Origin of the sequence: Nocardia sp. NPDC051981 (assembly GCF_040680715.1) — a bacterium.
Taxonomy (GTDB): domain Bacteria; phylum Actinomycetota; class Actinomycetes; order Mycobacteriales; family Mycobacteriaceae; genus Nocardia.
In genome coordinates this window covers 1-22,432 of record NZ_JBFAXK010000031.1, presented here as the reverse complement: position 1 = coordinate 22,432, position 22,432 = coordinate 1, and the positions used below count along the sequence as shown (strand labels likewise).

Sequence of the window (22,432 nt, the reverse complement as noted above, 5' to 3'; positions counted from 1 at the left end):
CGAGCATGGCTCGACCATCGCCGCGCGAGTTGGCCACAGCCCGAATCGGCACGTCCTCATCGGCAAACGCACCTCGCTCGGTACCGGACCGTTCTCCCATGAAGTCGTGCGGTTCTCCTTGGGCCCCAATGGTTTCAGCATCGACCCGATCCGCGCTGACCCCATCCTGCACGAGGCGCTGACCGACGGCCCAGATCCACTGCTCCTGTCGATGGTGTTCAACATCAGCCACGAGATCGCCGAGTGGCTGCTCGCCGATGGTGGTGTAGCCGAATATCGAGAGCCACGCGGGCAATGGTCTCCTGGGAACAGCATCGCCCGGGTGGCTGCCGATGCGTGTGTGCGTTCTACCACCCCGGCGACGCGGCGCGGCGACCTGTCTCGCCGGGGCCGAGCCAGGCCTGCTGATCCGGGTCGAAGCCGACGGCGAAACCATCGGGCCGCTGACCGTGTGTCGTCGCTGCTACGACGCGATCGCCGAGGACCCCCAGCCTCGGTGATGCCTGTCCGATGTGGGTCAGGCGGTGACCTCGAGGGTGATGAGGGTGAAGCCTGTGTCGGGGTCGAGGTGGCGGGTGATTTCACCGAAACCCAAGCGGGCGTAGAAGGCTCGGGCGCTGGAGTTGAGCTCGAAGACGTCGAGGGTGACCGTGGGGTGCAGGCGTAGTGCGTGGGCGACCAATTGCCTTCCGATGCCCGATTTTTGGACGCCGGGGTCGACGAACAGGCCACCGATCTCGGCATCGAGCATCCCCAGCAGTCCCACCACGCCCCGGTTCGGGAGCTCGGCGACCCAGTTGTCGGCGTGGACGAGATAGATCTGGCGAAGCTTGCGCTCGCGCTCCCCGGTGCCCTCCTGCGCGATGAAGGGATGCGCGATGCGGGTGGCGCGGCTCCAGAGCCCGACCACGGCCTCCTCATCCTCGGGGCGGTAGGGACGGATAACCACGGAGGTCGGTTCGGACAGTGGGGCAGGCGCGTCGGCGCTGGGAGTCGTCACGAAGAACAACTTTCGCTGTGCAGTAGCTGCGTTGGCAAACGTTTTAAGGGGGCGAGCACGACCGAGGAATCGGAGACGGCTGCGTGGACGCAAACCTTCGTACAGCGCCTGTCGGATCGCGGCGACCGGCATCCCCCCGACACCGAGTTGGGGCTGTAATGGTGGGGACTTTCGCCGCGGCGTGGCGGGGGGACCGGTTCGGCGGTCGCGCACCTACGATGAACGGACGGTCATCCGAGACATGCCTGCTCGGATGACCGCTGCGAAAAATATGCGTACCCCCGGGTGCACGCACCCGGGGGTCGGGCTCGCAGCGTTCGTGCACGGCCGCGAGCATGCGGTCGAACGATGCCGCGACCGGCGGTCTTCGTTTCCCTGCCCGTCGGGGGGTTGGTGCGTTACTGGCAGATGTCGAATTCTGTTGCCAGGCCTACCACTTCGAGTACCCGCGTGACGCAGTAGGAGCCCTTGATACTCAGCGCGCAGTGCTGCCGGTCGGCGAAGTCGCGGGCCGCGAGCAGGGCACGGATGCCGGCCACGCCGAAGAACGTCACCCCCGTCATGTCGACGCGGGTCGATTCGCCGCGGTCGAGACAGTCGCACAACGCCTGCTCGAACGTGGGCGCGGTCAGAACGTCGATCTCGCCGCAGACGGTGCAGACATGGGCGCCATCGAGCATGGACGTCGTGGCCGCGGTGGACAGGAGAACGGGATCGGTTTGGTGACTCATCACCATCACCTGGTTTCGGAGCACGTGGGGCTGAAAAGCCGTTCGCGGTCAGCGCCCTGCACAGCCGCGAGTGACCAGGCTTTTTTATGAACCCGAACAAATAGTACTCCGCAAACCACCCGCTACGCCCTTGCGCACGGCAGCCACCCGGACTCACCAATCCTGACCATCGGGTGTAACCGGGCCGAGCATCGGTAGCAGGCAGGGGATGGTGTTGTCGGCGGCGGTGTTTCACACTGAAGGCGACCGGTGTGAGGTGTCCGCCGGTCGGTCCGGATCGGTGGACTGCACGGCTGGACAGAGCAGGTAAGCACAGGCCGGCACCCGGATGTCTGCGGATCCCGGACATCCGGGTGCCGGTCGGCTTCCCCGGGCAGGCCGCGGCGCAAGCGGCCATCGTCCGGGCCCAGGCCCGGACGCCCATCCCACAGCGTCCGGGCCGCCCAGCTTCTATCGAGTGATCACCGGCCGGTTCGGACGTGGCCTGCCGTTGACCTTGAACGCCTACCCTGGCCCACGTCGGCCCCTCTGCGGGGCGCAGACCCCTTCGGCATTGCCCCTGGGTGTTCGTGGCATTCCTCGCGCGCGGTCGACCTCGGCGTACACCGCCGCCGCGAGTTGAGAATCCAGCCCGCCCCGGTGAGACCGGGCGGAGACCGGGCGCCGGGCCAGGGATTTCGGAGGCGGGCCATGACAGCAACCCCACGCGAACCACCTGGTGACGGACCCGCGCGCCGGCCGGGAACGCCGCATACGACCCCACCAACGGCTTGGTCGCGATACCGATCTGCGGTGGTGTAGTGGATGCCGAGAGCGTCGGCGACCACCGGCGCCGGTGCCTGCAAGACGAGTTGCCGGAGGGCGGAAATCCTGCCGCTGATGGTAGCGATGCCGTTCTTGACGGATTTCGCCTCCTCATCGCGGGAAAGGAGTCGGCATCGCCGGACACAGTGACCGCAGATAGCGGCCACCGTGGCACGCGGCGGCCCGAGAGTAGATTCTCTGGCCTTCAGTAGGCCCATGGAGTCCAAGTCAGTCGGATTCGGCGCTAGCGTAATCAGCAACGTCGTGACCAGCAGATTTCCCGGTGACCGGCCCATTTCCGCGGAAACCGGCGCGAAGCTGTTGCCGCGCACAGTTTCCGACTATGCGCGGGTAACTCTCACGCCGACTGGGGAAACGACTGTGCTCGGCATCGGCGGCCGCCGATATCTGGGCGTGCACCTCCGATGGCGATCGCGGGCAGAAACGCTCTTCATCAGCTGTTCCCGGATCGCGGCGATCCACTCGACCACAGTGCGGTCGGCCGTTGTTTGTCGGCGTGAGAATCTATGCGAAAGTCGTTGTACAGCAGCGTAACAATGGAAAGGCATCTACATGGCCGCCCCGGACGGGGCACGCACCTTCGCGCAACCGCTGCCGGAGGCAAGCCGACTGCGCCGAGCCAATCGCTGGGAATCATCGCCTTCAGCCTCGACGCGGTCGCTAATCCCCTCGGCGAGCGTGGCGACGCAGCCCAATACGCGGGTATCTTGGCCACGACCATAGCGCAGATCGAAACCGGCCTGCGTGGTGGAGGATTGCATACTCAGTTCCAAAAAGGCTGGCTTACCGTTACGAGCGCAACACCCCTGCCGTGCTCGGCGCACTGAGCGAACAGGTCCTAGATCTCGCCCACGTCGCCGGGCACGGTATCACCGAACAGCCCTTGGCTTCACGCCAATTCTCCACCGCCACATTGGCATTGCTCGTCGCGTCACGTGCACTGGCTGCGGCCGCCGAGATTGCCACGGACACCGAAACCGGTTTCGGCACCGCCGAACCGCTGTCGGAGAAGATGGTGCTCAACGCACGGGAACTGGCCCGCCATCTTACGTGGCTGGAAGCCGAATTCGGCACTGTCGAAGGAGAACCCGACGTGTCCTTCAGCCCACACACCAGTAGGCACCGACCCGGCGAGCAGAGCTCGGCAGACCCGGCCACGATGTGCCGGGCTGCTACCTCTACTCACAACCCCGACGCAGGTGTCCGCCAACCAACCGCGGGTGATCGCCATCTCGCGGTTTGAGTGTGCGGCCAGCCCCGCGAGAACGAATGGGCATTCCACCCCATTCACTGCCGCGAATCATGCACGTGCGCAGCGATGTTCAGGGCAGGGACACTATGATGTCGCCTCCAGATCGCCTGACCATCTTCGTGCCGCGGCGCCAGCGAGTCGAGCAACGGAACGAGGCTGGTGTCGGTGTGCAGCGAGTACAAATTCTGGAGTCCGTCCGTCGAGAGTCCGAACCTGACGAGTCGGTCACGAAACCCGTCGTCGCGCAGCACGAGCTGGACACGGCGCGAGCGCTGCTGGCCGCGCAGATCACTACCGACACGCCTACTGCCAGCGTGATCAAATCCAAGATGCTGGCACTGGAAGTGTTGCGGGTTGCTGCGCAAATCTCCCGGAAGTGGTTGAGGCCCAACGGTATCGGCTACTTTTGTGAGGGACCCAGAAGTCGAGTGGCAACACGCAAGCCGCCGCAGGCGGGGTTCACGGTCAGATTGGAGTTCACATGAAGAGCCACAACGACCCCATAGTCCTCGATCCCGAAGGTCCTGACATTCAGGGCGAAATTGCCCGCATCCGAGAGCGGGGACCAGTCACCCAGGTGGTGCTCCCGGGCGGAGTGCCCGCATGGTCGGTGACCGATACGGCGATGCTCAAGGAGATTCTTTCCAGCTCCTTGGTTTCCAAGGACCCGCGCCAGCACTGGCCAGCGTTCCGGGACGGCAAGATCGGCAAAGACTTCCCGCTCCTCAACTGGGTGAACACGTGGTCTATGTTCACCGCCTACGGGTCAGAACACCGGCGGCTGCGCGCTCCTCTGGTGCCGGCGTTCACCGACAGGCGCACCGCAGCGCTGAAGCCCCGCATCCAGGCGATCGCCGATGATCTGGTGACGGGTCTGGATGCCAGGCCGGGAGGTGACCCCGTCGACATCCGCGAGCAGTTCGCCTACCCGCTGCCGTTGCGTGTGATCAACGAGCTGATGGGAGTTCCCGAGCCCCTGATCGAGCCACTGCGGAAATGCGTGGACGGAATCTTCGACGTCGCCTTGAGCGAAGCGGAAGCCGTAGCCAACTACCAGGCAATGATCGGGCTGCTGCAGGAGCTCGTCGCGTATCGTCGCGATAATCCCGCTGAGGATATGACCAGCACCCTCATCGCCCACGTGGACGATCCCACAACGGTTTTCAGTGCCGAGGAGCTGATCGGGACGCTCTACCTGACGATCAACGCCGGGCACGAGACCACGGTGGACCTGATCGACCAAACCATCTTCCTGCTGCTCACCCACCCGGGCCACCTGGCTGCTGCGCTCGATGGCAGTCTGCCCTGGGCCGATGTGATCGAGGAAGCGCTGCGGTTCGAGCCGTCGATCGCGCATGCCCCGCTGCGTTACGCGGTGAAGGATTTCGTCCTCGGCGATGTGTCGATCACCGAAGGCGATCCGATCCTCTCGTGTCCTGCCGGCGCCAATCGGGACCCGAAGATTTACGGCGACAGCGCGGGTACGTTCGATCCCACTCGGACGAACAAAAGCCACATGGCGTTCGGGCACGGTCCCCATCGCTGCCCGGGGGCACCACTGGCACGGCTCGAGGCACTCGTGGGCCTTCCCGCCCTCTTCCAGCGATTCCCGCACATGAAACTCGCCGTCTCGCCCGACGAACTCGGCACGGTAGCCGGTTTCATCGCCAACGGGCACGACCGCCTGCCGGTTTTCCTGAGATAAGCGGTGGTATTCGGGAACGAGGCCAAGACAGCATCGGCCGCATCGCTTCGGCGAGCAGCTGATCGCTGACACGCCGCGGGGGCCCGGCAGGAAAGCCAGGCCCCCGCGGCAATCAAGGTTTTCAGGATCGAATGTCGAGATGCGAAGTATGCAGGTCGGAGGGTCTGTGCCCCTGACTTCCGTGGCGGCTCGACGCTCTTCGGGAGAAGAACCCTCGCGGGCCCATTAGGCGTCGAGGCAGACCGGTAACGAGCCGGGACCCTTGGAAATGAACGAGCAGATCGACGCCGGAGCCCAAGAGCGGACCCCTGCCCGCCCCCGGATGGTCTGCCGGCCGGCTTGTCCGGGGGCGGGTTGGATCAGCGACGTCGCGGATTGTGGCAGCGGGCTTCCCATGCGGCGGGCAGATCTTCGGATAGCACTGGTGCGCCGAGAATTTCGTCGTCGAAGCCGAAAGCGTCCAGCAGCTGGGGCAGGTTGTCGGCCAGTTCGTTGAGGGCGCGGTGCAGCTGCTGCTTGGTTGTCTTGACCGCGTCGACGTCCAGCAGACCGTGGATGAGGTACCAGGTGCTGTGCTGATCGAGGTAGCTCAGCGCGAACACGTCTCGCACGGCGAGGATTTCGGGATGTTCGGCGTACTGGTGGAGAAGCTGGAGAGTCTCCTCGGCGCAGTATGCCCCGGCTAGGTCGAGAGCTTCCGGAATGATGGCCAGGCGGGCGTCGAGCCCGGGCGTCGCCAGGTACCGCTGGGCCTCTTGCACGATTGTCAGGGTGCGCGCGTTGAAGAGCGCCAGGCGGTCGCCCGGGTCGGCGGGATCGTGCACGCGGGACTCAGGCGGCAGTTTCCCGGCGAGGTCCTTGGCGAGCACACGGCCGGCCACCGACCCGAGGACGTGGCAGTCGCCTTCGCCGGTGATGGCCGCGTGGCAGACACCGAGGTAGTCGGCGACGCGGTTGGCGCTGAACATGCCTTGGGCGGCCATCTTCATGCGACTGTTCTGCACCGATTGCAGCGCGTGTGGCTGGATGAAGTACTTGGCCAGCATCACCGAGACGACCGTGTCGCGACTGGTGAGGTCGCTGTCGGTGCGCCCGAGCGAGGTCTTGATCGAGTTGCCGTAGATTGTGCGTGCGACGGTGCCCGCCAGATCGGTGAGCAGTGTGTCGCGCACGTGCGGAATGTCGGCCATGAGCGGGTTGTCGACGGGGGTCAGGGGCACTACCCGTTTGGAGGCGTAGCGCAGCGCGATGTAGAGCGCGGCGCGGGCCTCGGCGTTGAGGCAGGACGAAAGCGCCAACCGGCCCACGGTGAGCTGACTGATCGCAGAGGGGAATGACCTTCTGCGGCTGTCCTCGTCGCGCCAGGTCAATACGCCATGGTCGTCGATGGTGGCCAGCCCGTTGCTCAACCAGGCGCTGCGATCGACTTTGAGTTTGTCGAAGGCGATGACGGAGTTGTCCATGATGACCAGCGGTTGATGGTCGAGCTGTGTGATGGTCACGCCGGGCGCGGGTGCACCGTCGGGGCCGCGTAGACGTGCCGCGAACAGCTGCACCCCGTGATCGACGCCGGCGGCGTCGATAAAGCGGGCGCCGACCACGCAGACGCGTGCCACGGGAATTCCGACGCTGGGCATGAATTTGCGGGCCCGCGGGTTCGGTGTGTCGATGACGAACCCGTCGCCGTCCCAGGTCGCGCGGGTCATCATGTTCTGGATGTTGGACCCGCAGCCGTACTCGGTCAGCAGCATGACTCCGACGTTCGAGCCGTCGTCGAGATCGGCCAGATATGGTGCGGCCGAATCGGAATCGGTGAGGCTGGCCAGGCTGCCCGCGGCCAGGTTGTAGTGCCCGGAGATCAGCGGTATCAGGTCCGTCGCCAATACCGCCGCCCAATCGAAGACGGCGAACAGTCGTGGCAGGTCGGTGGCGATGTCTCGGGTGCTGCCAGTTTCCTGGACCAGGTTGTGTAACTGGTCGTAAGCGTTCTGCCTGCGTTGCTCCTGGCTTTGCTTCTCTGTGACGAAGTAGGCGGGGTTGCTCAGGATCTTCTGCAAGTGCTGGTCGAATTCGAGGCTGCCGTGGCGGATAACTCCGGCCAGCGGGGTCGGCTCCTGATGCCCAAGGGTGTGCATGATCCGTCTCCTACTACTCTCATTAACTCGATCCCACCGGCAACTCATCCGCCGGGGGCATGGGAGGCCATCGCCGAGCGTCGGTGCGCCGAGGCCGCCGGTGCTGCACGCTTACACGGACACCGCAGCGGGATCGGAACAAAGAGCTAAGCGATTACCTGTCAGAAGCTCGACGCACCACACACCTTCACAGGAGGTTCCGACTGGCAAGTGTCGGTGAAGGTTCGGGATGCCGACCGGATCGGGTCGGTGGGCAGGAGATCGGGGGTTGGCAGGGCCGTATGGGCGGGAAAGTGCTGCTGAACCGCAGTCGCGGTCGCATCCGCTCGCGGGATTCGTTGCTGCGGTGTTACCTTCGGCCCGCTACTCACGAATTGTATTGTTACACAAATTGTCTGATTGTTCGCGGTGAACCTTCACAGGGCGTGCCGAGGACGTGTTCGATCGGTGGGCTTCGATGGGTCGATAGGCATCGCTGTGCACCACGTCCGCGCTGGTGCCGAGCCTGCGGCCGGAGGCCTGGCAACACGGCGCGGCCGCTACGGTTCCGGGCGGCTGGAGATCTAGGTCGCGGGAAACGGGAAGCGCATGGCCGGGAAGATCACGGGCAGCTCGGTCAGGGCGCGGTGGAACGGGCCGGGGCGCCACACGAGGTCTTCTTGTGGGACCGCCAGCCTGACGTCGGGCAGGTAGTCGAAGAGTTGGTCGATCACTTCCTGCGCGAGCAGCCGCCCGAAGGAGCGGGCGGGTGAGGGGCAGGCGTGATCACCGGAGCTGAATGCGAGGTTCCAGCCGTTGTCGAGGCTGCCGCCGACCATTGCCGGATCGGTATTGCACGCGGCCATGCTGATGATGACCGGCTGATGGGCGGGCAGCCAGACTTTGTCGATGAAGACCGGCTGCGGTGGATAGGTGAGGCAGTAGTTCGCCATCGGCGGGTCTGTCGCCAAACGCTCGTCGATGGCCACGCTGGTCGGCAGGGGAGGCGCGTCGAGGGTGCTGATGAAGCGCCTGTCGGTCATCATCAGCAGCAGGGTGTTCGCGATGAGGTTCAGAGGCGGCTCGACACCGGCGGCGAACAGCAGCACCAGCTGGTGGGCCATCTCCTCGTCGGACAGTGCGGCGGGATCTTGGACCAGCCGCGTGGTGACGTCGTCGCCCGGATATGCGCGCTTGAGTGCGGTGAGATCGAGAAGGGCCTCAGCCATCTGCGCGTTGACCGTCGCCGTGTCCACCCCGTCGAACATGGCGGCGCTGGCGGCCGCGACTCGCTGGCCGATGTCCGGTGGACAGCCCAGGATTTCGCAGAAGGCGGAGAAGACCATCGGGAGGGCGTATTGGCTGAGGACATCGGCGTGGCCTTGGGTGGCAAATCCGTTGATGATGTCGACTGCGGAGCGCCCGACGATGTCACGCACCGCGTACAGGTCGATGCCGGCCAGCGCGTCGGAGAGCGTTCTGCGGTAGCGCGCGTGCTCATGTCCGCTGGTACGGATGGCGTTGGGTCGGTACTCGACCATCGGCATGATCGGAATGTCGGCGGGGACGGTCTTCTGCCACGTCCGAGGATCGGCCGGAAAGTGGATGGGATCGTTGAGGATTCGCACTGCGGTCGCGTAGTTGACGACCAGCGTCGCGGGTACTCCCGGCCACATCTCGACTGGTACCAACGCCCCGTACTCGCTGCGCATTCGTCGGTAGTGTCCGTGGGGATTGGCTGCGAACTCAGCACTGTAGATCGGGATTCGCACATCTTGCGGCGAGATCGTGCCGGCGGTAGCACCCTGATGCGCGTGCTGCGGATCCACGTAAGTCTCCCAAAGTGTGCCATGAAATCGGTTGCGGCGAAATATTACCCAGCAAGCGACGGGCACGTCGACCGTGGATCGACGTGCCCGTACGAGCGGTGGTCGGTGGCGGTCAGGAACCGAGATACACCGGCAGCGAGGCGTGACCGTTGGAGATGAACGAACTGATGGTGCCTAGCTCGGCCGGATTCTTGGCCAGGCGCATCGCCGGGAATCGCTCGAACAGCGCCGCCAAAGCGATGTGGGCTTCCATCCGGGCCAGCGGTGCTCCCAGGCACAGGTGCGCGCCGTAGCCGAAGGCCAAGTGGTGCTTGATCTCTCGGGCGACGTCGAACTCGCCGGCGGTGTCGCCGTGGATCTTGGGGTCGCGGCCCGCGGCGGCGTAGGAGGCGAGGATGGGTTCACCCTTGCCGAATGTGGACCGGCCCGGCATCGGTATCGATGTCCTCGACGGCGTAGCGCAGCGGCAGGTGTGCCACCGGCGCCCCGAACCGCAGCGCTTCCTCGATCACCTCGGCCCACGTCACGGCCCCGGTGCCGACCTTGGCGCGCTGCTCTGGCCGAGTCAGCAGCAGATAGATGGCTTGGTCGATCAGGTTGACCGTGGTTTCGTGGCCCGCGCTGATAACGAGAAGCAACGCGTCGACGAGTTCTTGTTCGGTGAGTGTCGAGCCGTCGTCATCATCGCGGTGGGTAATCAGAACGCTGGTCATGTCGTCGCCAGCCGCGGGCGAGCATTTTAGCGGCGGGGTTGGCGTCTTTCGCCGAGGTCGGGTGGGAGAGAACGACATTCGTCGGTGTAGGAGCGCGGGCGGGAGTCACGCGCGGCGCGGTTCATCACCCCTTTCCCGACAAGGTGTCGTTGCTGACGGCGGCCCTGGACGAGGGGTGGGCCGATGCGGCTGCGCCGTTGCTGGCCGCTTTGGGGGCTCGCGGGGAATCCGGTGGGCAGCGGCTGGTTGCGTTCTTGTCCGGTTATGTGCTCGCGTTGACCGGCGACGACCGGTTTCGACGGCTCGCGATCGTGTCCACCATCGTTGCGCCGCAAGCCGTCGCGCTCGACGCCGGGCTGGCGGCCAAGCGGCGCGGCATGTCGGCGTGGGAGGACGGGATCGGGGAGGCGTTGGCCGACACCGTGTTGGGCCCGGGTGTCACCGCAGGTGTCGCGGTGCTGGCGATCGTGACCCTCATCCACGGATTGACGATGACCGCGGCGACCCAACCCGAGCTGCTGCCCGCCGACAGCGCGGGCGCGCACGCGCTGGCCACCGCGTGCGTCCACGGTCTGGTGGCCGCAACCGACTAGAACCCATCCATCTCGGCCGCGTTGGCGCGCCGGGAATCCAGTGACTTCGCCAGGGGCGAGTCATGGTGCAGAAAGGCGTTTTTCGTGACCGCTCGCATGAGCAGTAGCTCCTCGACCGCGGCGGTGATCGTCGCGTGCCTGGCTTTGTTCACCGACATGTTCATCTACGGTTTGGCGATCCCGGTCTTGCCACTGTTGCCGGCGACCGTGGACGCCGGCCCGTCCGCGACGGGCTTGCTGTTCGCCAGCTACGCCGCGGCGATGTTGCTGGCCACACCGGTGGCCGGGGCCCTCGTCGACCGGCACGGCCCGCGCATGCCGCTGTTGATCGGCTTGTCCGGTTTGGCCGCGGCCACCGTCGTTTTCGCGCTCGGCGCGCCGTGGTGGCTGCTGGTCGTCGGCCGCACGCTGCAGGGGCTGGCCGCGGGCATGGCATGGGTGGCGAGCTTGTCGCTGATCGCGGCCACGGTGCCGTCGTCCAAACGCGGACCGGTCATGGGTGCGGCGATGAGCATGATCAGCGTCGGCATTCTCACCGGGCCTCCGGTGGGTGGATTGTTGGTCGAGCACTTCGGCACCGTTGTTCCGTTCTTGCTCGCCGCTGGACTCGCGGTCGTCGACGGTATCGCCCGGGTGGTGTTCGTCCGCGTCGATCACGCCGGAACCGATGACCCCACCGGGCCCTTGACGGTGCTGCGGGTGCCCGGCACGGTCCCGGTCGTTGTAGTGGTACTGCTCAGCGCCGCGATGATCGCCGCGATCGAACCGGTGCTCCCACTGCACTTGACCCGATCCTTCGGCGCCAGCCCACTGGGCATCGGCCTGCTGTTCGGCCTGTGATGCAACGTCCGCACCACGAGCCGAGGACGCCCCAATGGAGAACCCCACAGGCAGGCTCCAACCACTGGCATGGCCGGCCCGACCACCGGCCACGGCCAGCTGCAGCCCCGGGTCACGTGGTTGAGGAATCCTCACCGTTGGTGGTTTCAGGGGGAGCTTCGGTGGTCGGGGACAGTCGAGCTGGGGGCAGGTATTGGCCCAGGTAGCGGCGGGTCCACCAGGCCCCGGTGCGGCGGCGCTCATCCCTGGTCGTGAAGCGGTAGAGGTAGAGCAGGGCTCGCACGTACTTCGGCGGTCGCTGCGGGAACGGATTGCTCGCCAGCAGGCGCAGCGTCGGCGCGTCGCCGCGGAGCAGCTTGACAACCAGCGCCACGAACCAGGCCTCGGCTCTCAGGGGCGAGATCGCCGCGAACCACATCAGCCAGTCCAGCCGGAGGTGGTAGGGGGCAACCTGCCGTGGACGGCGGGACACGGTCCCGGGTTTGGCTTTGAATTCGTAGACGCTCCATGTCGCCTCCGGGCCCGGTTCGTCATCGGTGCCCTCGATGACCAGTTCGAACCGGTGACGAATGATGTGACCGAACAGCCCGTAGGTGTTGCCCAGATACAGCCGGTTGAACGCGGCGTTCATCATCTGGTGCCGGGAGGCCATATTGCGTACCGGCGCCCAGCTCAGAACCGCCATGACCAGGGTCAGGATCGTCACGATGATCGTGAACCACCCCGGACCGGGCACGGGGTGTGCCAGCCGGACCGGTAGTGCCGCCGCGAGCAGGCGGCCATCGAGCGCGAGGGTGGCCAGTGCGATCGTGAGCAGGTTCAGCCACGCGAAATTCCCGCTGACCATCAGCCACAGCTGCGTCGCGATGATGATCGCGGCCGATCCCGTGGCGATAGGCTGCGGGAACAGCAGCCCGAACGGCACGATCAGCTGCGCGACATGGTTTCCCAGCGCCTCCAGGCGATGAATCGGTGTGGGCAGATGATGGAAGTACCAGCTGAACCGGTTCGGCAGCGGCTGGGTCTCGTGGTGGTAGCACAGCGCGGTGAAGTCACGCCACGCCGGATCGTTGCGGAGCTTGATCAGGCCCGCTCCTACTTCGAGCCGGAGCAGCAGCCAACGCATCAGCATCACCACCGCGATTGGTGGGGCCGTTGCCGCATTCCCCAGGAAGACCGTCAGGAAGCCGGCCTCGAGCAGCAGCATCTCCCAGACGAAGCCGTAGAACGCCTGCCCGGCGTTGACGAACGACAGGTACAGCGCCCACAGCGCCATCCACACCATCATCGCCAGCGGCAGCGGCGCGACATCGGCCACACCGAGGACGACTCCGGCTGAGCCGACCGCGCCCAGCGCCGCCAGCGCGCGGGCGAAACGGTCACTGTAGTGGAAGCAGAAGACACTGGGTGCTGCCCGAAAACCAGCGAAACGAAGATACCGCGGCGCCGGCAACAGACCTTGTTCCCCGCACAGGGCACGAAATTGGGCGAAGGTCGACAAGAACGCGACGAGGTATACCAGGCCCAGTAGCCGCTCGAAGATCAGCCGGGCGAGTACGTAACCGGAGTCGTAGAACCCGAACATCGCTGGTCACTGCTGGTAGATAGCTGACTTCCGCTTCTTCGAGAAGAACGCTCGATCCGGCCGGATTCTTTCCGACGTCGCGGTGACGGCGCCGCGACGCGGGCGGTCAGCCGGGCACCGGCACGACCACCCAGCGCCAGCCCGACCGTGCACAGCAGCCGCTGCAGTATTGTCGTGCGCCGAGATTGTCGTGCGCCGAGCATGCCGGACCGCCACGCTCGGCACCTGCTCTACGGAAGTCCTTCCTACACAATCACTGTTGTCGCAGAACAACCGGCGGACTCGCAGCCGGATCAGTACCTCGCGGCCGGCAACGGCGGCGTCGGATAGCCGCCGTTCATACCGACTGTGCGCCCGCTGCGACATCGCTCCGCATCCTGGACAGGCACCAGGCTCGCCGTGAGTGCCGGCCTGGATGAACAACACCCGGTCGGAGGCATAGACGCGCTCGATCGACAGCTGGGCAAGATGCGGGAACAGGACCGCCACCGGTCCAAGATCAGAGCACCCGCGACATCTTCAACCATCAAGCGCCCAAGCGCATTTCGAACGCGGCAATCACGCAAACCGTGCCAGATCCCGGATTGGCGTGCTGTTGACACTGGCGGCCTATTGGAGGCCGTGGACGTCGGGCCAGGCTCGCAGCGGGTCGCGGGAGTACCAGTGCCCGTCCCATTCCCGCCCCGCATCGCAGGCGGCGTGGAAGTCCTCGTCGTCGGGCAGCGCGGGAAAGTACGCGCTCACCACCGGTCTGTCGCTGTGGAAGCGGCGGGCGCGTTCCACACACCGTGCGGCTTGCTCGGCCTGGTAGGCCCGCTTGAAGGTCCGCTGCTCATCGCCGTGGCCATCGTCGAGGGGATAGTGCAGCTGGAAGTAGAAACGCGCGATCTCGGGGTCGCGGTCATAGACCCAGTGGATCCACGCCGGGACCGCCGGCGTCGACAGTATCCGTTCAGCAAACCCGTGGTGTGGAGTCAAACCGCCCGGCTGCTGCCGCGCGGCCTCCCCGACCCCGGCCACCGCAGCACGGTCCACGGCTGCCTGCTTGCGTCTCCTCCATTTCATAGCGAACGACTATAGGCAGTCTTTGTGTGCTCGAAGCGATGCGACACTATTGCGACAAAACCACCATCGGCGCCGAAACCGCCATCGCGATCGCCGCCGCCTGGACGTCGACATGCTGGGCGGCCCCGAGTCGAGACCGGCGCTGGGGTCCGTTTCGATTCCCCGCCGATCTGGGTGTCAGCAAACTTTCCGCGTACTCTTGTGCTGGATCGATGACGAACGAAGATGCTGTTCGGGAAGTAACCAACCGGTAGAGGAGAAAGGGTATGGATCAGCAGCAGTTCATCGCGACCCGGCGGGAGTTCGACGAGATCGATACCGACGGCGACGGTTTCATCACCTTCGACGACGCGCTCGTCTGGGGTGCGGCCCAGGACCCGCACGTGCGCGACATCGTCGGGCGCCGCATCGAGCAAGACCGCATCTGGGCCGAAGGGCAGATTTCCTTCGAGGAATTCCTGCGCTACAAGCAGCTGACCGACCACTGACAGCCCGCGTGGGAAACGCCCCGCGGCTGCGGTGAGGTTGTCGGCCAGCTCCGGGACGGGGTCTAGCGTGGATTGGCATGGCGAGCAGGGACATTGTGGTCACGGTGTGTGAGGACGACTGGCTCGCGCTCAACGATGCGGCCGAGTGCGCGGGAATGAGCGTGGAGGCCTACCTGTCGTGGGAAGCGCGGCTGTTCGCGTTCGCGTTGCAGGCCCGCCCCGGCACGAGGCACGACAGCCGCGCCGCTGGCCCGAGGCCCGGATGGCGCGCGTCCGGGCTCATCGAGGACGAATCGGAGACGGCCGCGTGGACACAGACCTTCGCCCAGCGCGTGTCGTCTCGCGGCGACCGGCATCCTCCCGACAACGAATTGTGGCCGTAGCAGCGGGTTCGGTCGCGACGTGGCGCAGGCCCGGTTTCGCCTGATGTCGAGAGGTCAGGTTGCGGCGAGGACCTGATCGGCGATCTCGTTGTTCAGGGTGACGCGGACCAGCGCCGCGGCCAGGTCGGCGGTGTGGTTTTCGGGGGCGAGGTCGGCCAGTCGGTCCGGGTCGGCGGGCAGTTGGACGCGTTCGGCGCCGCGCAGCGCGCGTTCGTCGAAATGCGGTCGTGCCCAGGTCCATATGTCTTGGACTTCGCGCAGGAAGATATCGCTGCCGGTGGGGCCGATCCCCGGGAACTGTTGCAGCAATTGGGCGGCGCGGGCCGGGTCGTGCCCCGCTTCGTCGGCCAGTTTGCGCAGGTCGCCGCCGTAGCGGTCCAGGATGCGGGAAGCAATATCCCCCAGGCGGGAAGCCGTACTTTCGTCGTAGCGCTTGTAGTGGGCGCGGCCGAGCGCGTCGACCAGTTCCTGCCAGTCGGCGTCGGCGACCCGCTGTGGGGTGCGATATCCGGCGCTGACCAGCTCCTTGGCGGCGGCGACGGCGATATCGGCGGAGATCCTGGTGCTGAGCAATTCGGCGAGCATCAGCAGTTGAAACAGTGGAGCGGGTTTATCGGCCAGGTTTATTCCGGCCTCGGCCGCGTAGCCCGTGCCCGCCCGATCCATCAATGCGTTCACCACGTCCTGCTGAGTCATTGTGTTCTCCCTGCCTCGGTAACTTCAGGCGTACCCGCAGGCGACAGATCGACACAGGCGACGGGTCACGCGGTTTCCGGCACCGCGTTGAGCTGAGTGGTCACTCGAGCGAGCACCCGCGCGGCGATCGCCAGCTCCTCGGCGGAGATATCGGCGTAGGCCCGCGCCATCGCGCCATCGATATCCGCGCGGACGCTGCAGAAGCGCGGCGCGTGTTCGCTCCGGGAGATCGACGCGTGACCTGGCCAAACAGCCCGAATCGGCACGTCCTCATCAGCAAACGCACCTCGCTCGGCACCGGACCGGTGTCTCCTGAAGTCGTGCGGTTCTCCTTGGGCCCCAATGGTTTCAGCATCGACCGGATCCGCGCCGACCGCATCCTGCACGAGGCGCTGACCGGCGGCCCAGATCCACCGCGCCTGCTCCGATGGTGTTCAACATCAGCCGCGAGACCGCGGTGCGCTACACCTCCATCGCCGAGCGGCTGCTCGCCGATGAACTCGAGGAGCCGAATCCAGAGACCCGTTAGACTCCGGTTGCGAACCCATCGCGATTCCGTGCGTGCGCCCGTCGAAACACCGTGAGTTCCAGCTGAATTCGCTTCAGTCCGGCTGAACCCACAGGAGAGGTGCCGGTAAGAATCGTGTCACCAGGTACATGAAGCCTCTGCAAAAGGAGGTTGAGCGCCCCGGGCCTCCGGATCTCCCGCGTGCAGCGGACCCGCCACCGACACCGGCCGAACAGACGATTCACTCATGTGGGCCCACTCGGCACCGCGTCACCGATGGCGGGGGCCTGTTTCATCGCAGAGACCCCGCTCGGTCGGGTCTTGGTTCTCCTGAGCCGCAACCAGTCCGCTTGGTGCGGACCGGCGCTGAAGTTCGTTGGATTCGGCGGGCTACCGCAAACCCTTGTGGTGTCACGATGCGCTTGCACGCATGGGAAGTTCCAGGTCAACGCCCGGTGCCTGGTCAGTCGTGTTTCAGGCTGCCGACGCTCAACGATCCGCTCGCGATGTCATGGTCCCTACTCTCTACGGCCCGGACGTACGCGTCGGGGTCCTTGTCCACCGGTTTGATGCCGGCGTAGTTTCGCGCCTCATAGTCAGCGAAGACGACTGCCAGCTGGTGGCGGGCTTGCAGTCCGCTCAGGCGGCGAAAGTCGGTGAGGCCCTCGCGTTCCTCTTCTGCCATGTGATCGCTGTTGGCGAGGTTCGCGGCCGCGACGGCGGCGTACCAGTCCTCGGTACCGACTCGATGACGTGCCACGTCGGCGATGGCATCCCGGATCTGATTGTGATCATGAATTGCGTCGACGGTCTCGCCTTCCACTCCACCGGCGCGCCGTGTCGCAAGGCCGGCACGTAGCAACGCCGGGTAGAAAATCTCCTCCTCCGCCTGCGCGTGCAACTCGAGGAACGCCGAGAGCCTGTCCCAGATCGCGGAAAGCACACTGGTCTCCCCGCAATCGATCTGCTCCAGGATCGCGAACAGCCGCCGTTGCTCACGGTGGTCATCCAGGATCAGCTCGGTTATGTCCACAACTTCTCCCTTGAAATACATCTGAAGTCAGCATGGGTTAGCTGTTGGGGCCTGTGAACGGGTTGGGGCGTTGGGTGAGCAGTTTGTACAGCGTTTGCTGGATGGTGTCGCGGACCTGGTCGGTGACCTCGAACACGGTCATCGGGTCCTCGGCGGCCCGTGGGGCGAACCCGTCGGCCGGGATGGGCGTGCCGAATTCGATGTACCACTTCGAGGGCAACGGAACCGCACCCAGCGCGCCCAGGTGCGGAAACGTCGGCGTCACCGGGAAGTAGGGCAGCCCGAGCAGCCGGGCCAGCGGGGTGATGTCGGCGAGCTTGGGGTAGATCTCCTCGGAGCCAACGATCGAGCAGGGAATGATCGGCACGCCGGTCTTGATCGCCGTCGAGGCGAACCCGCCGCGTCCGAACCGCTGCAATTTATAGCGCTCGCGATAGGGCTTGCCGACGCCCTTGAAGCCCTCGGGGAACACTCCGGCCAGCTCGTGCGCCCGCAGCAGGCGTTCGGCGTCGGCGGGGCAGGCCAGGGTGTGTCCGGCCTTGCGGGCCAACCCGGCCAGGATGGGCAGTTCGAAGACCAGATCGGCGGCCAGCAGCCGCAGCACCCGCTGTTTCGGGTGCCGGTCGTGCACGGCCAGCTGCAGCATCAGTGCGTCAATCGGGACTACGCCGGCGTGGTTGGACACAATCAGCGCGCCCCCGGATTCGGGGATGTTCTCGATGCCTGTGACCTGCACCCGGAACCACAGCTCCGACAGCGGCCGCAGGACCGGCAGCAGGACCGATTCCAGCAGGTGTTCGTCCAGGCCGAATTCGTCGACCTGGTATTCGCCGGTCAGGCGGCGGCGAGCGAAATTGGCGGTGCCACGGACGCCATCGGTGATCGTGGCGCGGATCAGATCAGCCAGGCCGCGCGGCTGGCGCGGGGTCATCTCCGCTACTCGCTGGGTCAGCGACGTCACCGGGCGTAACGACGATGCCGGCTGGCCGGCCCATTGCCGGTGTGCCGGACGCTGCCGCGCGTGGAAGTCGCCGTCGTGCAGTGGAATCACCTTGGCCACATCACTCATCGGCGTGCTCCTTGTTCCGGTCTCGGCCGGGAGCGAGGAGTCGCGTGTGTGGTGTCGAAGTGCCGCCCGACGAGGTCGCCGGATGCCTGCACTGTGTCTTTCCCGATGTGCATGAAGTGGACCACCGTTCGATTCGTGTGGGAAACGGGAACCGTGGAGTTGTGGAACACAGAAGCGGGACAAGCGGTTTCGATCGTATCCCGGTTCGATCACCTGCCGAACCTCGGCAGGTGGAAACCATCGCCGACCGGGACCGCTGTGGCCTCATTTGACGCGGTGAAGCAGTGAGCCAGTGACGGAGAGTCAGCCGAGGGTGACGGCGATCGCGCTGCCGACGACGGTGGCGGTGACGCCGAGTAGCTGCGCGGTGGTCATCGCGGCGATCAGGCCGATGTGGCGGTCTTTGCGGGCGACGACGGCCAGGGTGCAGGCGTCGAGGGCGTGGGTAGGCGAGATCGTCCACGGTCGTGGTGGCGACCGTGTCCTACGGCAGTGCCGGGGCGGGCAGTGCGCGGACCGCGGCCTGCACCCGGCTGATCATGCCGACCGCGCGCTGCGGGGCCTTGAGCCGCCGCCGCTTATGGCTGCGGCTCAGGATCAGTCCGTCGTTTCCAGCGGCGACCGCCAGCATCGCGACACGTGTCTCAAATGCCCGCCACGTGCGAGCCGATCATCCAGATCCGGGCCACTGCGGAGACGACCGATCTGTGGTCAATCGCGCCCTAGCGCATGGGCCAGTTGCGCTTTGGTCATGGTCGAGCGGCCATCGATATTTCGTTTCTTGGCTTCGTTGTAGAGCTGATCGCGCGTGGGCCCCTTGGGTCCGCGGCGTCCGGACCGCTGTCCCCCGCGCTGCTGGGGCGACTTGTCGTCGGTGGAGCTTCGGCTTGCGGTCTTGCTCTGCCCCGACTGCGCACGGTTCTTGTTGACGGTGCGGGCCGCGATCTCCTTGGCACGTTCGCTGGTTTCGCCGCGGTCGCGGGCAGAGTCCTTGATGTGCTCGTATTGGCGTTCCTGCTTCTTCGTCCATTCCTTTGGCATGGTGGGACTCCTGTCATTGCAGTGTTCGTGAAAAACGACCCCTTCACCATCGCTATCGGTGGCTCGTGCACTGCCGTGAGCACCGTGCGGCGAGGATTCGGCTCTGGTTTCTCGCCGCACGGCCACGTACCGGGAATGCGATCCGTGGTGATCTTTCGCCCGCTCAGACCGCGCTTGGAGCGCGATCATAGAGAAAAACGAGCCAGCCGATATTGGCTGTCGTTCGATTCGCCGCCGAGCTCGGTCATTCCTCGGATTTTGTCCGCCAATCACGCACAGCGTCACGAACCCGATCGAACAATGCCAATGGCGGCCCGAACACCACATTGGCTGTCGCCGATTCCCCGGCCTGCGGATGCGGACGAGTGGGCGCAACGGCCTCGGCGACCCGTACCGCGGTCGCGAGACGAGTGCTGTCGCGCTCGGAGAGGCTCCTGCGCAACTGAGCGAATTCCTCCTTCTCCTCCAACTCGGCGTGTTCGATCACCGACCCGGCGAAGTCGCGGAACTTGCCCGCGAACTGGTCATGGGTGACACCGAGCTCATAGAGTTCGGCCAGCACATGCTTGGCCTCATCCTCCTCATGGAGCCGATCGTCGATGACCTCCCCGGCGACCTTGGCGCGCCGCGACGCCGGATGCACGACCTGCTCCTCAGCGCTCTCGTGCACGGCCAGCAACCGCACCAGATCCTCGAAAGGCTGCCGCTTGGCATCCCCCGAGGCCGTTTCCACCTGCTGCAACAGATCCTTGATCTGCGTGTGCTGTTCCTCCAGCAGCGCAACGACATCGTCCTGCTCAGTCGACATGTGGCTCTCCCTCCGATTCGAATGCAGAACGCGGGCTGCGGCGGGCGCAACCCGCTCACGACCTACCCGGGCGATGGTTGGCCAAACGTTACCGACGCGGACAACACGCCTCCCCGGCCCGCGTCCATCGTCCTCGATGCGGTCCATGCCGACAGCCAGGTGCCCGGGAACTGAGTCCGCACAGCCGAACAGAATCGCCGACGCGCGGCCGATGCCGCCATCGGTCAAACCGCGCCGCCAGTCTGGGGGTCCATACCGCCCAATCCCCGCGGCGACTCGGTTTCGCCGTCCGGTTGGCGATCGGTCGTCACGTTCTCGTGTTCGTCCGCAAAGTCGGCCTCGTCATCGTCGTCGAGATCGGCGCGCTCGCGCGGGTCGCCTGTCCTGCTACCCATGTCTGCTCCTCCTTCATCGAAATGCCTCGAATCCACATCCTGGAGAACGCGAAACTGATTGCGTTGCACCGGATATCAAATCCGCATCCGCCGACGGCCCTCCAGCGCGCCTGCGAACCTGTGCTCGGTGAGGTCGCTGTACCCGGGCCCCGGTGCTTCAAACGAGCAGCTCACCTGTCTGCTCTCGCCGCGGCGGGGCATCCGGCCGCTGCACACCGATATCGCGGCCAGGAAACGCAAATGTTCAGCCACCCCGTCCACCGCGCGGACCAGCGGCCGCCAGCGGCGCCGCAGAGGTACTGAGCGGGGTACCGATTCAGCTGCGGCGCAGCACCATCGACGGTACGGGCATCATCCGGCGACGACGTGGACACGGATTCTCCTACACCGCCATCGCCGGGCAGGTGTGCGCGACGAGCTGATCCTGGAACCCGGCAGCATCCGCCGACGATGGCCGCAGGGTACATCGGCGAATTCAACAGCGGCACCGGCGCATTCGAAGACGGTGGGCGGTTCTGAACCCTACGTGTTCGTGTCCTGGCGATTGCGAGGACTCGGGTAAACGAGGTGGCAGATTTCACCCGGACGGAGTGCGAACCGCCGCCGTCCCTTGATTGGGCAGGCAGCTCGTGGGTAGCACGGGGACAGCCCGGCGGGCCGGACGGGGTGCCGCCTTCAGCGGAGAGGAGACAGCGATGGCCGAGGTGTCCAGGATGTGGCCGAGGGGGACGGAGGTCAGGTCGAGCGGAGGGTTTCCCGACCGTGCGCGGACGACACGCGCTCACGCGGGGGAGACGATCGAGGATGGTTACAACATTCCTGGCATGGTTTTGTGCGCGGTGGGGATCGTGGCGTTGGCATGCGCATTGACCGCGGCCGGGTACGGATTTGCGCTGCGGGCAATGGTGGCCGGGCTGGTTTGTGCCGCGAGTTTTGCAGCGGGTGTCGGCTGGTTGTTGTTCGAGCACCGGCGGATCAAGGCCAGAGAGGGGCTGGCATTGCATGAGCAACGCGGGCATTGACGCGCACCTGGACACTTCTCGCTCAGCGCGCGCGTCCTGATCCGACGTGGATGCCGCAATGAAGGATCCACCTGCTGAGCGAGCACCCGAAGTGACTGAACCGAATAACCTCGTACCCGGTACTTCTCGTTCATCGCCCGTGTGCGGTGGACCCGGCCCGGACACCGAGCGCGGCAGCCGACCGGCGACGTGCCGGTGGCCCGAACCCAGCCCCCTGCAACCTTGGTGGAACGCCGCGGTGTGGTCGGTGCGCGGCGGGACCGAGAAACGCGGCGGGACCGAGAAACAGAGCCGGGTGGGCCCGCAAGCGTGCTGCTGAACGGGCCCACCCGTCGACGGAGGAGATCGTGAAGGTTCGGGTTTCTCGCATGGGCGAGGGCCGCTTCTGCCTGCGGCTGCCACATGGGGTGGCGGTGCACACGCCCGGAAGGGGACTTCGGGGAGTTCCGGGCGGATTCGGTGCCCTCGTGCAGGCCTCGGGGTCGATGCGACCGCGCCCGACGCGAGAAACGTCACTGTGTTCGACAGGCATCACCTCGCTTTCCTCGCATTCTGCGACCGGCTGGCGCCGGCGCTGCGGGGGCGGGCCTCGCGCGCGGACCGGCGCTGGTCGTCGACTGTGTGGACCCGGCCGCGGGGGGGGGGGGGGCGCCCCCCCCGGGGGGGGGGGTGGGGGGGGTGGGCGGCGTGGGGGTGGGGCGGGTGGGGGTGTCGGGGGGGGCCGGGGGTGCGGAGAT

Annotated in this window: 26 protein-coding genes and 1 pseudogene; 10 read left to right on the top strand and 17 right to left on the bottom strand. The window is 65.9% G+C overall.

Annotated elements, in window-relative coordinates; translation table 11 throughout:
- Positions 1 to 294: 294 nt before the first annotated feature.
- Together AB0L60_RS35995 and AB0L60_RS35990 are read left to right on the top strand one after the other, a co-directional pair.
- A pseudogene (locus AB0L60_RS35995) lies at positions 295 to 360 on the top strand (DUF6372 family protein); the annotation flags it as partial.
- A complete protein-coding gene (locus AB0L60_RS35990) occupies positions 333 to 500 on the top strand; it encodes a DUF6372 family protein (protein WP_364623746.1) in 168 nt (55 codons plus the stop codon). The pseudogene AB0L60_RS35995 and the gene AB0L60_RS35990, both read left to right, overlap by 28 nt.
- A gap of 17 nt (positions 501 to 517) precedes the next feature.
- Here AB0L60_RS35990 and AB0L60_RS35985 read toward each other — a convergent pair whose 3' ends face one another.
- Positions 518 to 1,000 (bottom strand): GNAT family N-acetyltransferase, encoded by a 483-nt coding sequence (locus tag AB0L60_RS35985; protein WP_364623744.1) that lies wholly within the window; start codon positions 998 to 1,000, stop codon positions 518 to 520.
- A gap of 398 nt (positions 1,001 to 1,398) precedes the next feature.
- Positions 1,399 to 1,731 (bottom strand): STAS domain-containing protein, encoded by a 333-nt coding sequence (locus tag AB0L60_RS35980; protein ID WP_364623742.1) that lies wholly within the window; start codon positions 1,729 to 1,731, stop codon positions 1,399 to 1,401.
- 1,636 nt (positions 1,732 to 3,367) lie between these two features.
- Here AB0L60_RS35980 and AB0L60_RS35975 point away from each other — a divergent pair.
- The 3 genes from AB0L60_RS35975 to AB0L60_RS35965 are packed head-to-tail and all read left to right on the top strand — an operon-like array spanning position 3,368 to position 5,513.
- Positions 3,368 to 3,799, top strand: coding sequence for a hypothetical protein (locus AB0L60_RS35975; protein WP_364623740.1), 432 nt, complete (start codon positions 3,368 to 3,370; stop codon positions 3,797 to 3,799).
- Between the two features lie 26 nt (positions 3,800 to 3,825).
- Positions 3,826 to 4,293: a hypothetical protein gene (locus tag AB0L60_RS35970; protein ID WP_364623738.1), complete on the top strand. Its 468-nt coding sequence runs from the start codon at positions 3,826 to 3,828 to the stop codon at positions 4,291 to 4,293.
- Positions 4,290 to 5,513, top strand: a complete 1,224-nt coding sequence (locus AB0L60_RS35965) for a cytochrome P450 (protein WP_364623736.1) — start codon at positions 4,290 to 4,292, stop codon at positions 5,511 to 5,513. The genes AB0L60_RS35970 and AB0L60_RS35965 overlap by 4 nt, the downstream gene beginning before the upstream one ends.
- Positions 5,514 to 5,872: 359 nt before the next feature.
- On the opposite strand, the gene AB0L60_RS35960 is transcribed toward AB0L60_RS35965, so the two are convergent.
- The 4 genes from AB0L60_RS35960 to AB0L60_RS35945 form a co-directional block, all read right to left on the bottom strand.
- Positions 5,873 to 7,648: an acyl-CoA dehydrogenase gene (locus tag AB0L60_RS35960; RefSeq protein ID WP_364623734.1), complete on the bottom strand. Its 1,776-nt coding sequence runs from the start codon at positions 7,646 to 7,648 to the stop codon at positions 5,873 to 5,875.
- Positions 7,649 to 8,211: 563 nt separating this feature from the next.
- Positions 8,212 to 9,339: a cytochrome P450 gene (locus AB0L60_RS35955; RefSeq protein WP_364623732.1), complete on the bottom strand. Its 1,128-nt coding sequence runs from the start codon at positions 9,337 to 9,339 to the stop codon at positions 8,212 to 8,214.
- 229 nt (positions 9,340 to 9,568) lie between these two features.
- Positions 9,569 to 9,889 (bottom strand): cytochrome P450, encoded by a 321-nt coding sequence (locus AB0L60_RS35950; RefSeq protein ID WP_364623730.1) that lies wholly within the window; start codon positions 9,887 to 9,889, stop codon positions 9,569 to 9,571.
- Positions 9,858 to 10,169 (bottom strand): cytochrome P450, encoded by a 312-nt coding sequence (locus AB0L60_RS35945; RefSeq protein ID WP_364623729.1) that lies wholly within the window; start codon positions 10,167 to 10,169, stop codon positions 9,858 to 9,860. Before AB0L60_RS35945 ends, AB0L60_RS35950 begins: the two co-directional genes overlap by 32 nt.
- A gap of 23 nt (positions 10,170 to 10,192) precedes the next feature.
- On the opposite strand from AB0L60_RS35945, the gene AB0L60_RS35940 reads away from it, so the two are divergent.
- Positions 10,193 to 10,762, top strand: coding sequence for a TetR/AcrR family transcriptional regulator (locus AB0L60_RS35940; RefSeq protein ID WP_364623889.1), 570 nt, complete (start codon positions 10,193 to 10,195; stop codon positions 10,760 to 10,762).
- A gap of 84 nt (positions 10,763 to 10,846) precedes the next feature.
- The gene (locus tag AB0L60_RS35935) at positions 10,847 to 11,602 is read left to right on the top strand and encodes an MFS transporter (protein WP_364623728.1); all 756 of its coding nucleotides are present in this window, start codon (positions 10,847 to 10,849) and stop codon (positions 11,600 to 11,602) included.
- Between the two features lie 112 nt (positions 11,603 to 11,714).
- Here the strand turns inward: AB0L60_RS35935 and AB0L60_RS35930 are convergent, their stop codons facing one another.
- The 3 genes from AB0L60_RS35930 to AB0L60_RS35920 form a co-directional block, all read right to left on the bottom strand.
- Positions 11,715 to 13,187 carry a lipase maturation factor family protein gene (locus AB0L60_RS35930; RefSeq protein ID WP_364623726.1) on the bottom strand — a complete coding sequence of 491 codons (1,473 nt, stop codon included), beginning with the start codon at positions 13,185 to 13,187 and terminating at the stop codon, positions 11,715 to 11,717.
- Positions 13,188 to 13,193: 6 nt separating this feature from the next.
- Positions 13,194 to 13,613, bottom strand: a complete 420-nt coding sequence (locus AB0L60_RS35925) for a transposase family protein (protein WP_364623887.1) — start codon at positions 13,611 to 13,613, stop codon at positions 13,194 to 13,196.
- A 183-nt stretch (positions 13,614 to 13,796) separates the two neighbouring features.
- The gene (locus AB0L60_RS35920) at positions 13,797 to 14,252 is read right to left on the bottom strand and encodes a hypothetical protein (protein WP_364623724.1); all 456 of its coding nucleotides are present in this window, start codon (positions 14,250 to 14,252) and stop codon (positions 13,797 to 13,799) included.
- 266 nt (positions 14,253 to 14,518) lie between these two features.
- Here AB0L60_RS35920 and AB0L60_RS35915 point away from each other — a divergent pair, with 266 nt between their 5' ends.
- Both AB0L60_RS35915 and AB0L60_RS35910 read left to right on the top strand, forming a co-directional pair.
- The gene (locus AB0L60_RS35915) at positions 14,519 to 14,740 is read left to right on the top strand and encodes a hypothetical protein (RefSeq protein ID WP_364623722.1); all 222 of its coding nucleotides are present in this window, start codon (positions 14,519 to 14,521) and stop codon (positions 14,738 to 14,740) included.
- Positions 14,741 to 14,817: 77 nt separating this feature from the next.
- Positions 14,818 to 15,123, top strand: coding sequence for a hypothetical protein (locus AB0L60_RS35910; protein WP_364623719.1), 306 nt, complete (start codon positions 14,818 to 14,820; stop codon positions 15,121 to 15,123).
- 54 nt (positions 15,124 to 15,177) lie between these two features.
- Here AB0L60_RS35910 and AB0L60_RS35905 read toward each other — a convergent pair whose 3' ends face one another.
- The 8 genes from AB0L60_RS35905 to AB0L60_RS35870 form a co-directional block, all read right to left on the bottom strand.
- Positions 15,178 to 15,819, bottom strand: a complete 642-nt coding sequence (locus AB0L60_RS35905; protein WP_364623717.1) for an endonuclease — start codon at positions 15,817 to 15,819, stop codon at positions 15,178 to 15,180.
- 65 nt (positions 15,820 to 15,884) lie between these two features.
- Positions 15,885 to 16,205 (bottom strand): hypothetical protein, encoded by a 321-nt coding sequence (locus tag AB0L60_RS35900; protein WP_364623715.1) that lies wholly within the window; start codon positions 16,203 to 16,205, stop codon positions 15,885 to 15,887.
- A gap of 585 nt (positions 16,206 to 16,790) precedes the next feature.
- Positions 16,791 to 17,360 carry a hemerythrin domain-containing protein gene (locus tag AB0L60_RS35895; protein ID WP_364623713.1) on the bottom strand — a complete coding sequence of 190 codons (570 nt, stop codon included), beginning with the start codon at positions 17,358 to 17,360 and terminating at the stop codon, positions 16,791 to 16,793.
- Between the two features lie 37 nt (positions 17,361 to 17,397).
- Positions 17,398 to 18,429 carry a lysophospholipid acyltransferase family protein gene (locus AB0L60_RS35890; protein ID WP_364623711.1) on the bottom strand — a complete coding sequence of 344 codons (1,032 nt, stop codon included), beginning with the start codon at positions 18,427 to 18,429 and terminating at the stop codon, positions 17,398 to 17,400.
- Between the two features lie 484 nt (positions 18,430 to 18,913).
- Positions 18,914 to 19,060: a hypothetical protein gene (locus tag AB0L60_RS35885; protein WP_364623709.1), complete on the bottom strand. Its 147-nt coding sequence runs from the start codon at positions 19,058 to 19,060 to the stop codon at positions 18,914 to 18,916.
- A gap of 80 nt (positions 19,061 to 19,140) precedes the next feature.
- Positions 19,141 to 19,470: a plasmid stabilization protein gene (locus tag AB0L60_RS35880; RefSeq protein ID WP_364623707.1), complete on the bottom strand. Its 330-nt coding sequence runs from the start codon at positions 19,468 to 19,470 to the stop codon at positions 19,141 to 19,143.
- A 244-nt stretch (positions 19,471 to 19,714) separates the two neighbouring features.
- The gene (locus tag AB0L60_RS35875) at positions 19,715 to 20,506 is read right to left on the bottom strand and encodes a hemerythrin domain-containing protein (protein WP_364623705.1); all 792 of its coding nucleotides are present in this window, start codon (positions 20,504 to 20,506) and stop codon (positions 19,715 to 19,717) included.
- Complete coding sequence (locus AB0L60_RS35870; RefSeq protein ID WP_364623703.1) at positions 20,503 to 20,673, bottom strand: hypothetical protein; 171 nt, start codon at positions 20,671 to 20,673, stop codon at positions 20,503 to 20,505. Before AB0L60_RS35870 ends, AB0L60_RS35875 begins: the two co-directional genes overlap by 4 nt.
- A gap of 695 nt (positions 20,674 to 21,368) precedes the next feature.
- Between AB0L60_RS35870 and AB0L60_RS35865 the strand changes: the two genes are divergently transcribed.
- A complete protein-coding gene (locus AB0L60_RS35865; RefSeq protein WP_364623701.1) occupies positions 21,369 to 21,695 on the top strand; it encodes a hypothetical protein in 327 nt (108 codons plus the stop codon).
- The last annotated feature ends 737 nt before the right edge of the window (positions 21,696 to 22,432 follow it).

What these genes read in the sequence shown, in the direction of transcription:
- AB0L60_RS35990 (WP_364623746.1), top strand. Translation starts at nt 333, where the DNA reads ATGCGTGTGTGCGTTCTACCACCCCGGCGACGCGGCGCGGCGACCTGT.
- AB0L60_RS35980 (WP_364623742.1), bottom strand. Translation starts at nt 1,731, where the DNA reads ATGAGTCACCAAACCGATCCCGTTCTCCTGTCCACCGCGGCCACGACG.
- AB0L60_RS35970 (WP_364623738.1), top strand. Translation starts at nt 3,826, where the DNA reads ATGGGCATTCCACCCCATTCACTGCCGCGAATCATGCACGTGCGCAGC.
- AB0L60_RS35965 (WP_364623736.1), top strand. Translation starts at nt 4,290, where the DNA reads ATGAAGAGCCACAACGACCCCATAGTCCTCGATCCCGAAGGTCCTGAC.
- AB0L60_RS35960 (WP_364623734.1), bottom strand. Translation starts at nt 7,648, where the DNA reads ATGCACACCCTTGGGCATCAGGAGCCGACCCCGCTGGCCGGAGTTATC.
- AB0L60_RS35955 (WP_364623732.1), bottom strand. Translation starts at nt 9,339, where the DNA reads ATGCGCAGCGAGTACGGGGCGTTGGTACCAGTCGAGATGTGGCCGGGA.
- AB0L60_RS35950 (WP_364623730.1), bottom strand. Translation starts at nt 9,889, where the DNA reads ATGCCGGGCCGGTCCACATTCGGCAAGGGTGAACCCATCCTCGCCTCC.
- AB0L60_RS35945 (WP_364623729.1), bottom strand. Translation starts at nt 10,169, where the DNA reads ATGACCAGCGTTCTGATTACCCACCGCGATGATGACGACGGCTCGACA.
- AB0L60_RS35930 (WP_364623726.1), bottom strand. Translation starts at nt 13,187, where the DNA reads ATGTTCGGGTTCTACGACTCCGGTTACGTACTCGCCCGGCTGATCTTC.
- AB0L60_RS35920 (WP_364623724.1), bottom strand. Translation starts at nt 14,252, where the DNA reads ATGAAATGGAGGAGACGCAAGCAGGCAGCCGTGGACCGTGCTGCGGTG.
- AB0L60_RS35915 (WP_364623722.1), top strand. Translation starts at nt 14,519, where the DNA reads ATGGATCAGCAGCAGTTCATCGCGACCCGGCGGGAGTTCGACGAGATC.
- AB0L60_RS35910 (WP_364623719.1), top strand. Translation starts at nt 14,818, where the DNA reads ATGGCGAGCAGGGACATTGTGGTCACGGTGTGTGAGGACGACTGGCTC.
- AB0L60_RS35905 (WP_364623717.1), bottom strand. Translation starts at nt 15,819, where the DNA reads ATGACTCAGCAGGACGTGGTGAACGCATTGATGGATCGGGCGGGCACG.
- AB0L60_RS35890 (WP_364623711.1), bottom strand. Translation starts at nt 18,429, where the DNA reads ATGAGTGATGTGGCCAAGGTGATTCCACTGCACGACGGCGACTTCCAC.
- AB0L60_RS35885 (WP_364623709.1), bottom strand. Translation starts at nt 19,060, where the DNA reads ATGCTGGCGGTCGCCGCTGGAAACGACGGACTGATCCTGAGCCGCAGC.
- AB0L60_RS35880 (WP_364623707.1), bottom strand. Translation starts at nt 19,470, where the DNA reads ATGCCAAAGGAATGGACGAAGAAGCAGGAACGCCAATACGAGCACATC.
- AB0L60_RS35870 (WP_364623703.1), bottom strand. Translation starts at nt 20,673, where the DNA reads ATGGGTAGCAGGACAGGCGACCCGCGCGAGCGCGCCGATCTCGACGAC.
- AB0L60_RS35865 (WP_364623701.1), top strand. Translation starts at nt 21,369, where the DNA reads ATGGCCGAGGTGTCCAGGATGTGGCCGAGGGGGACGGAGGTCAGGTCG.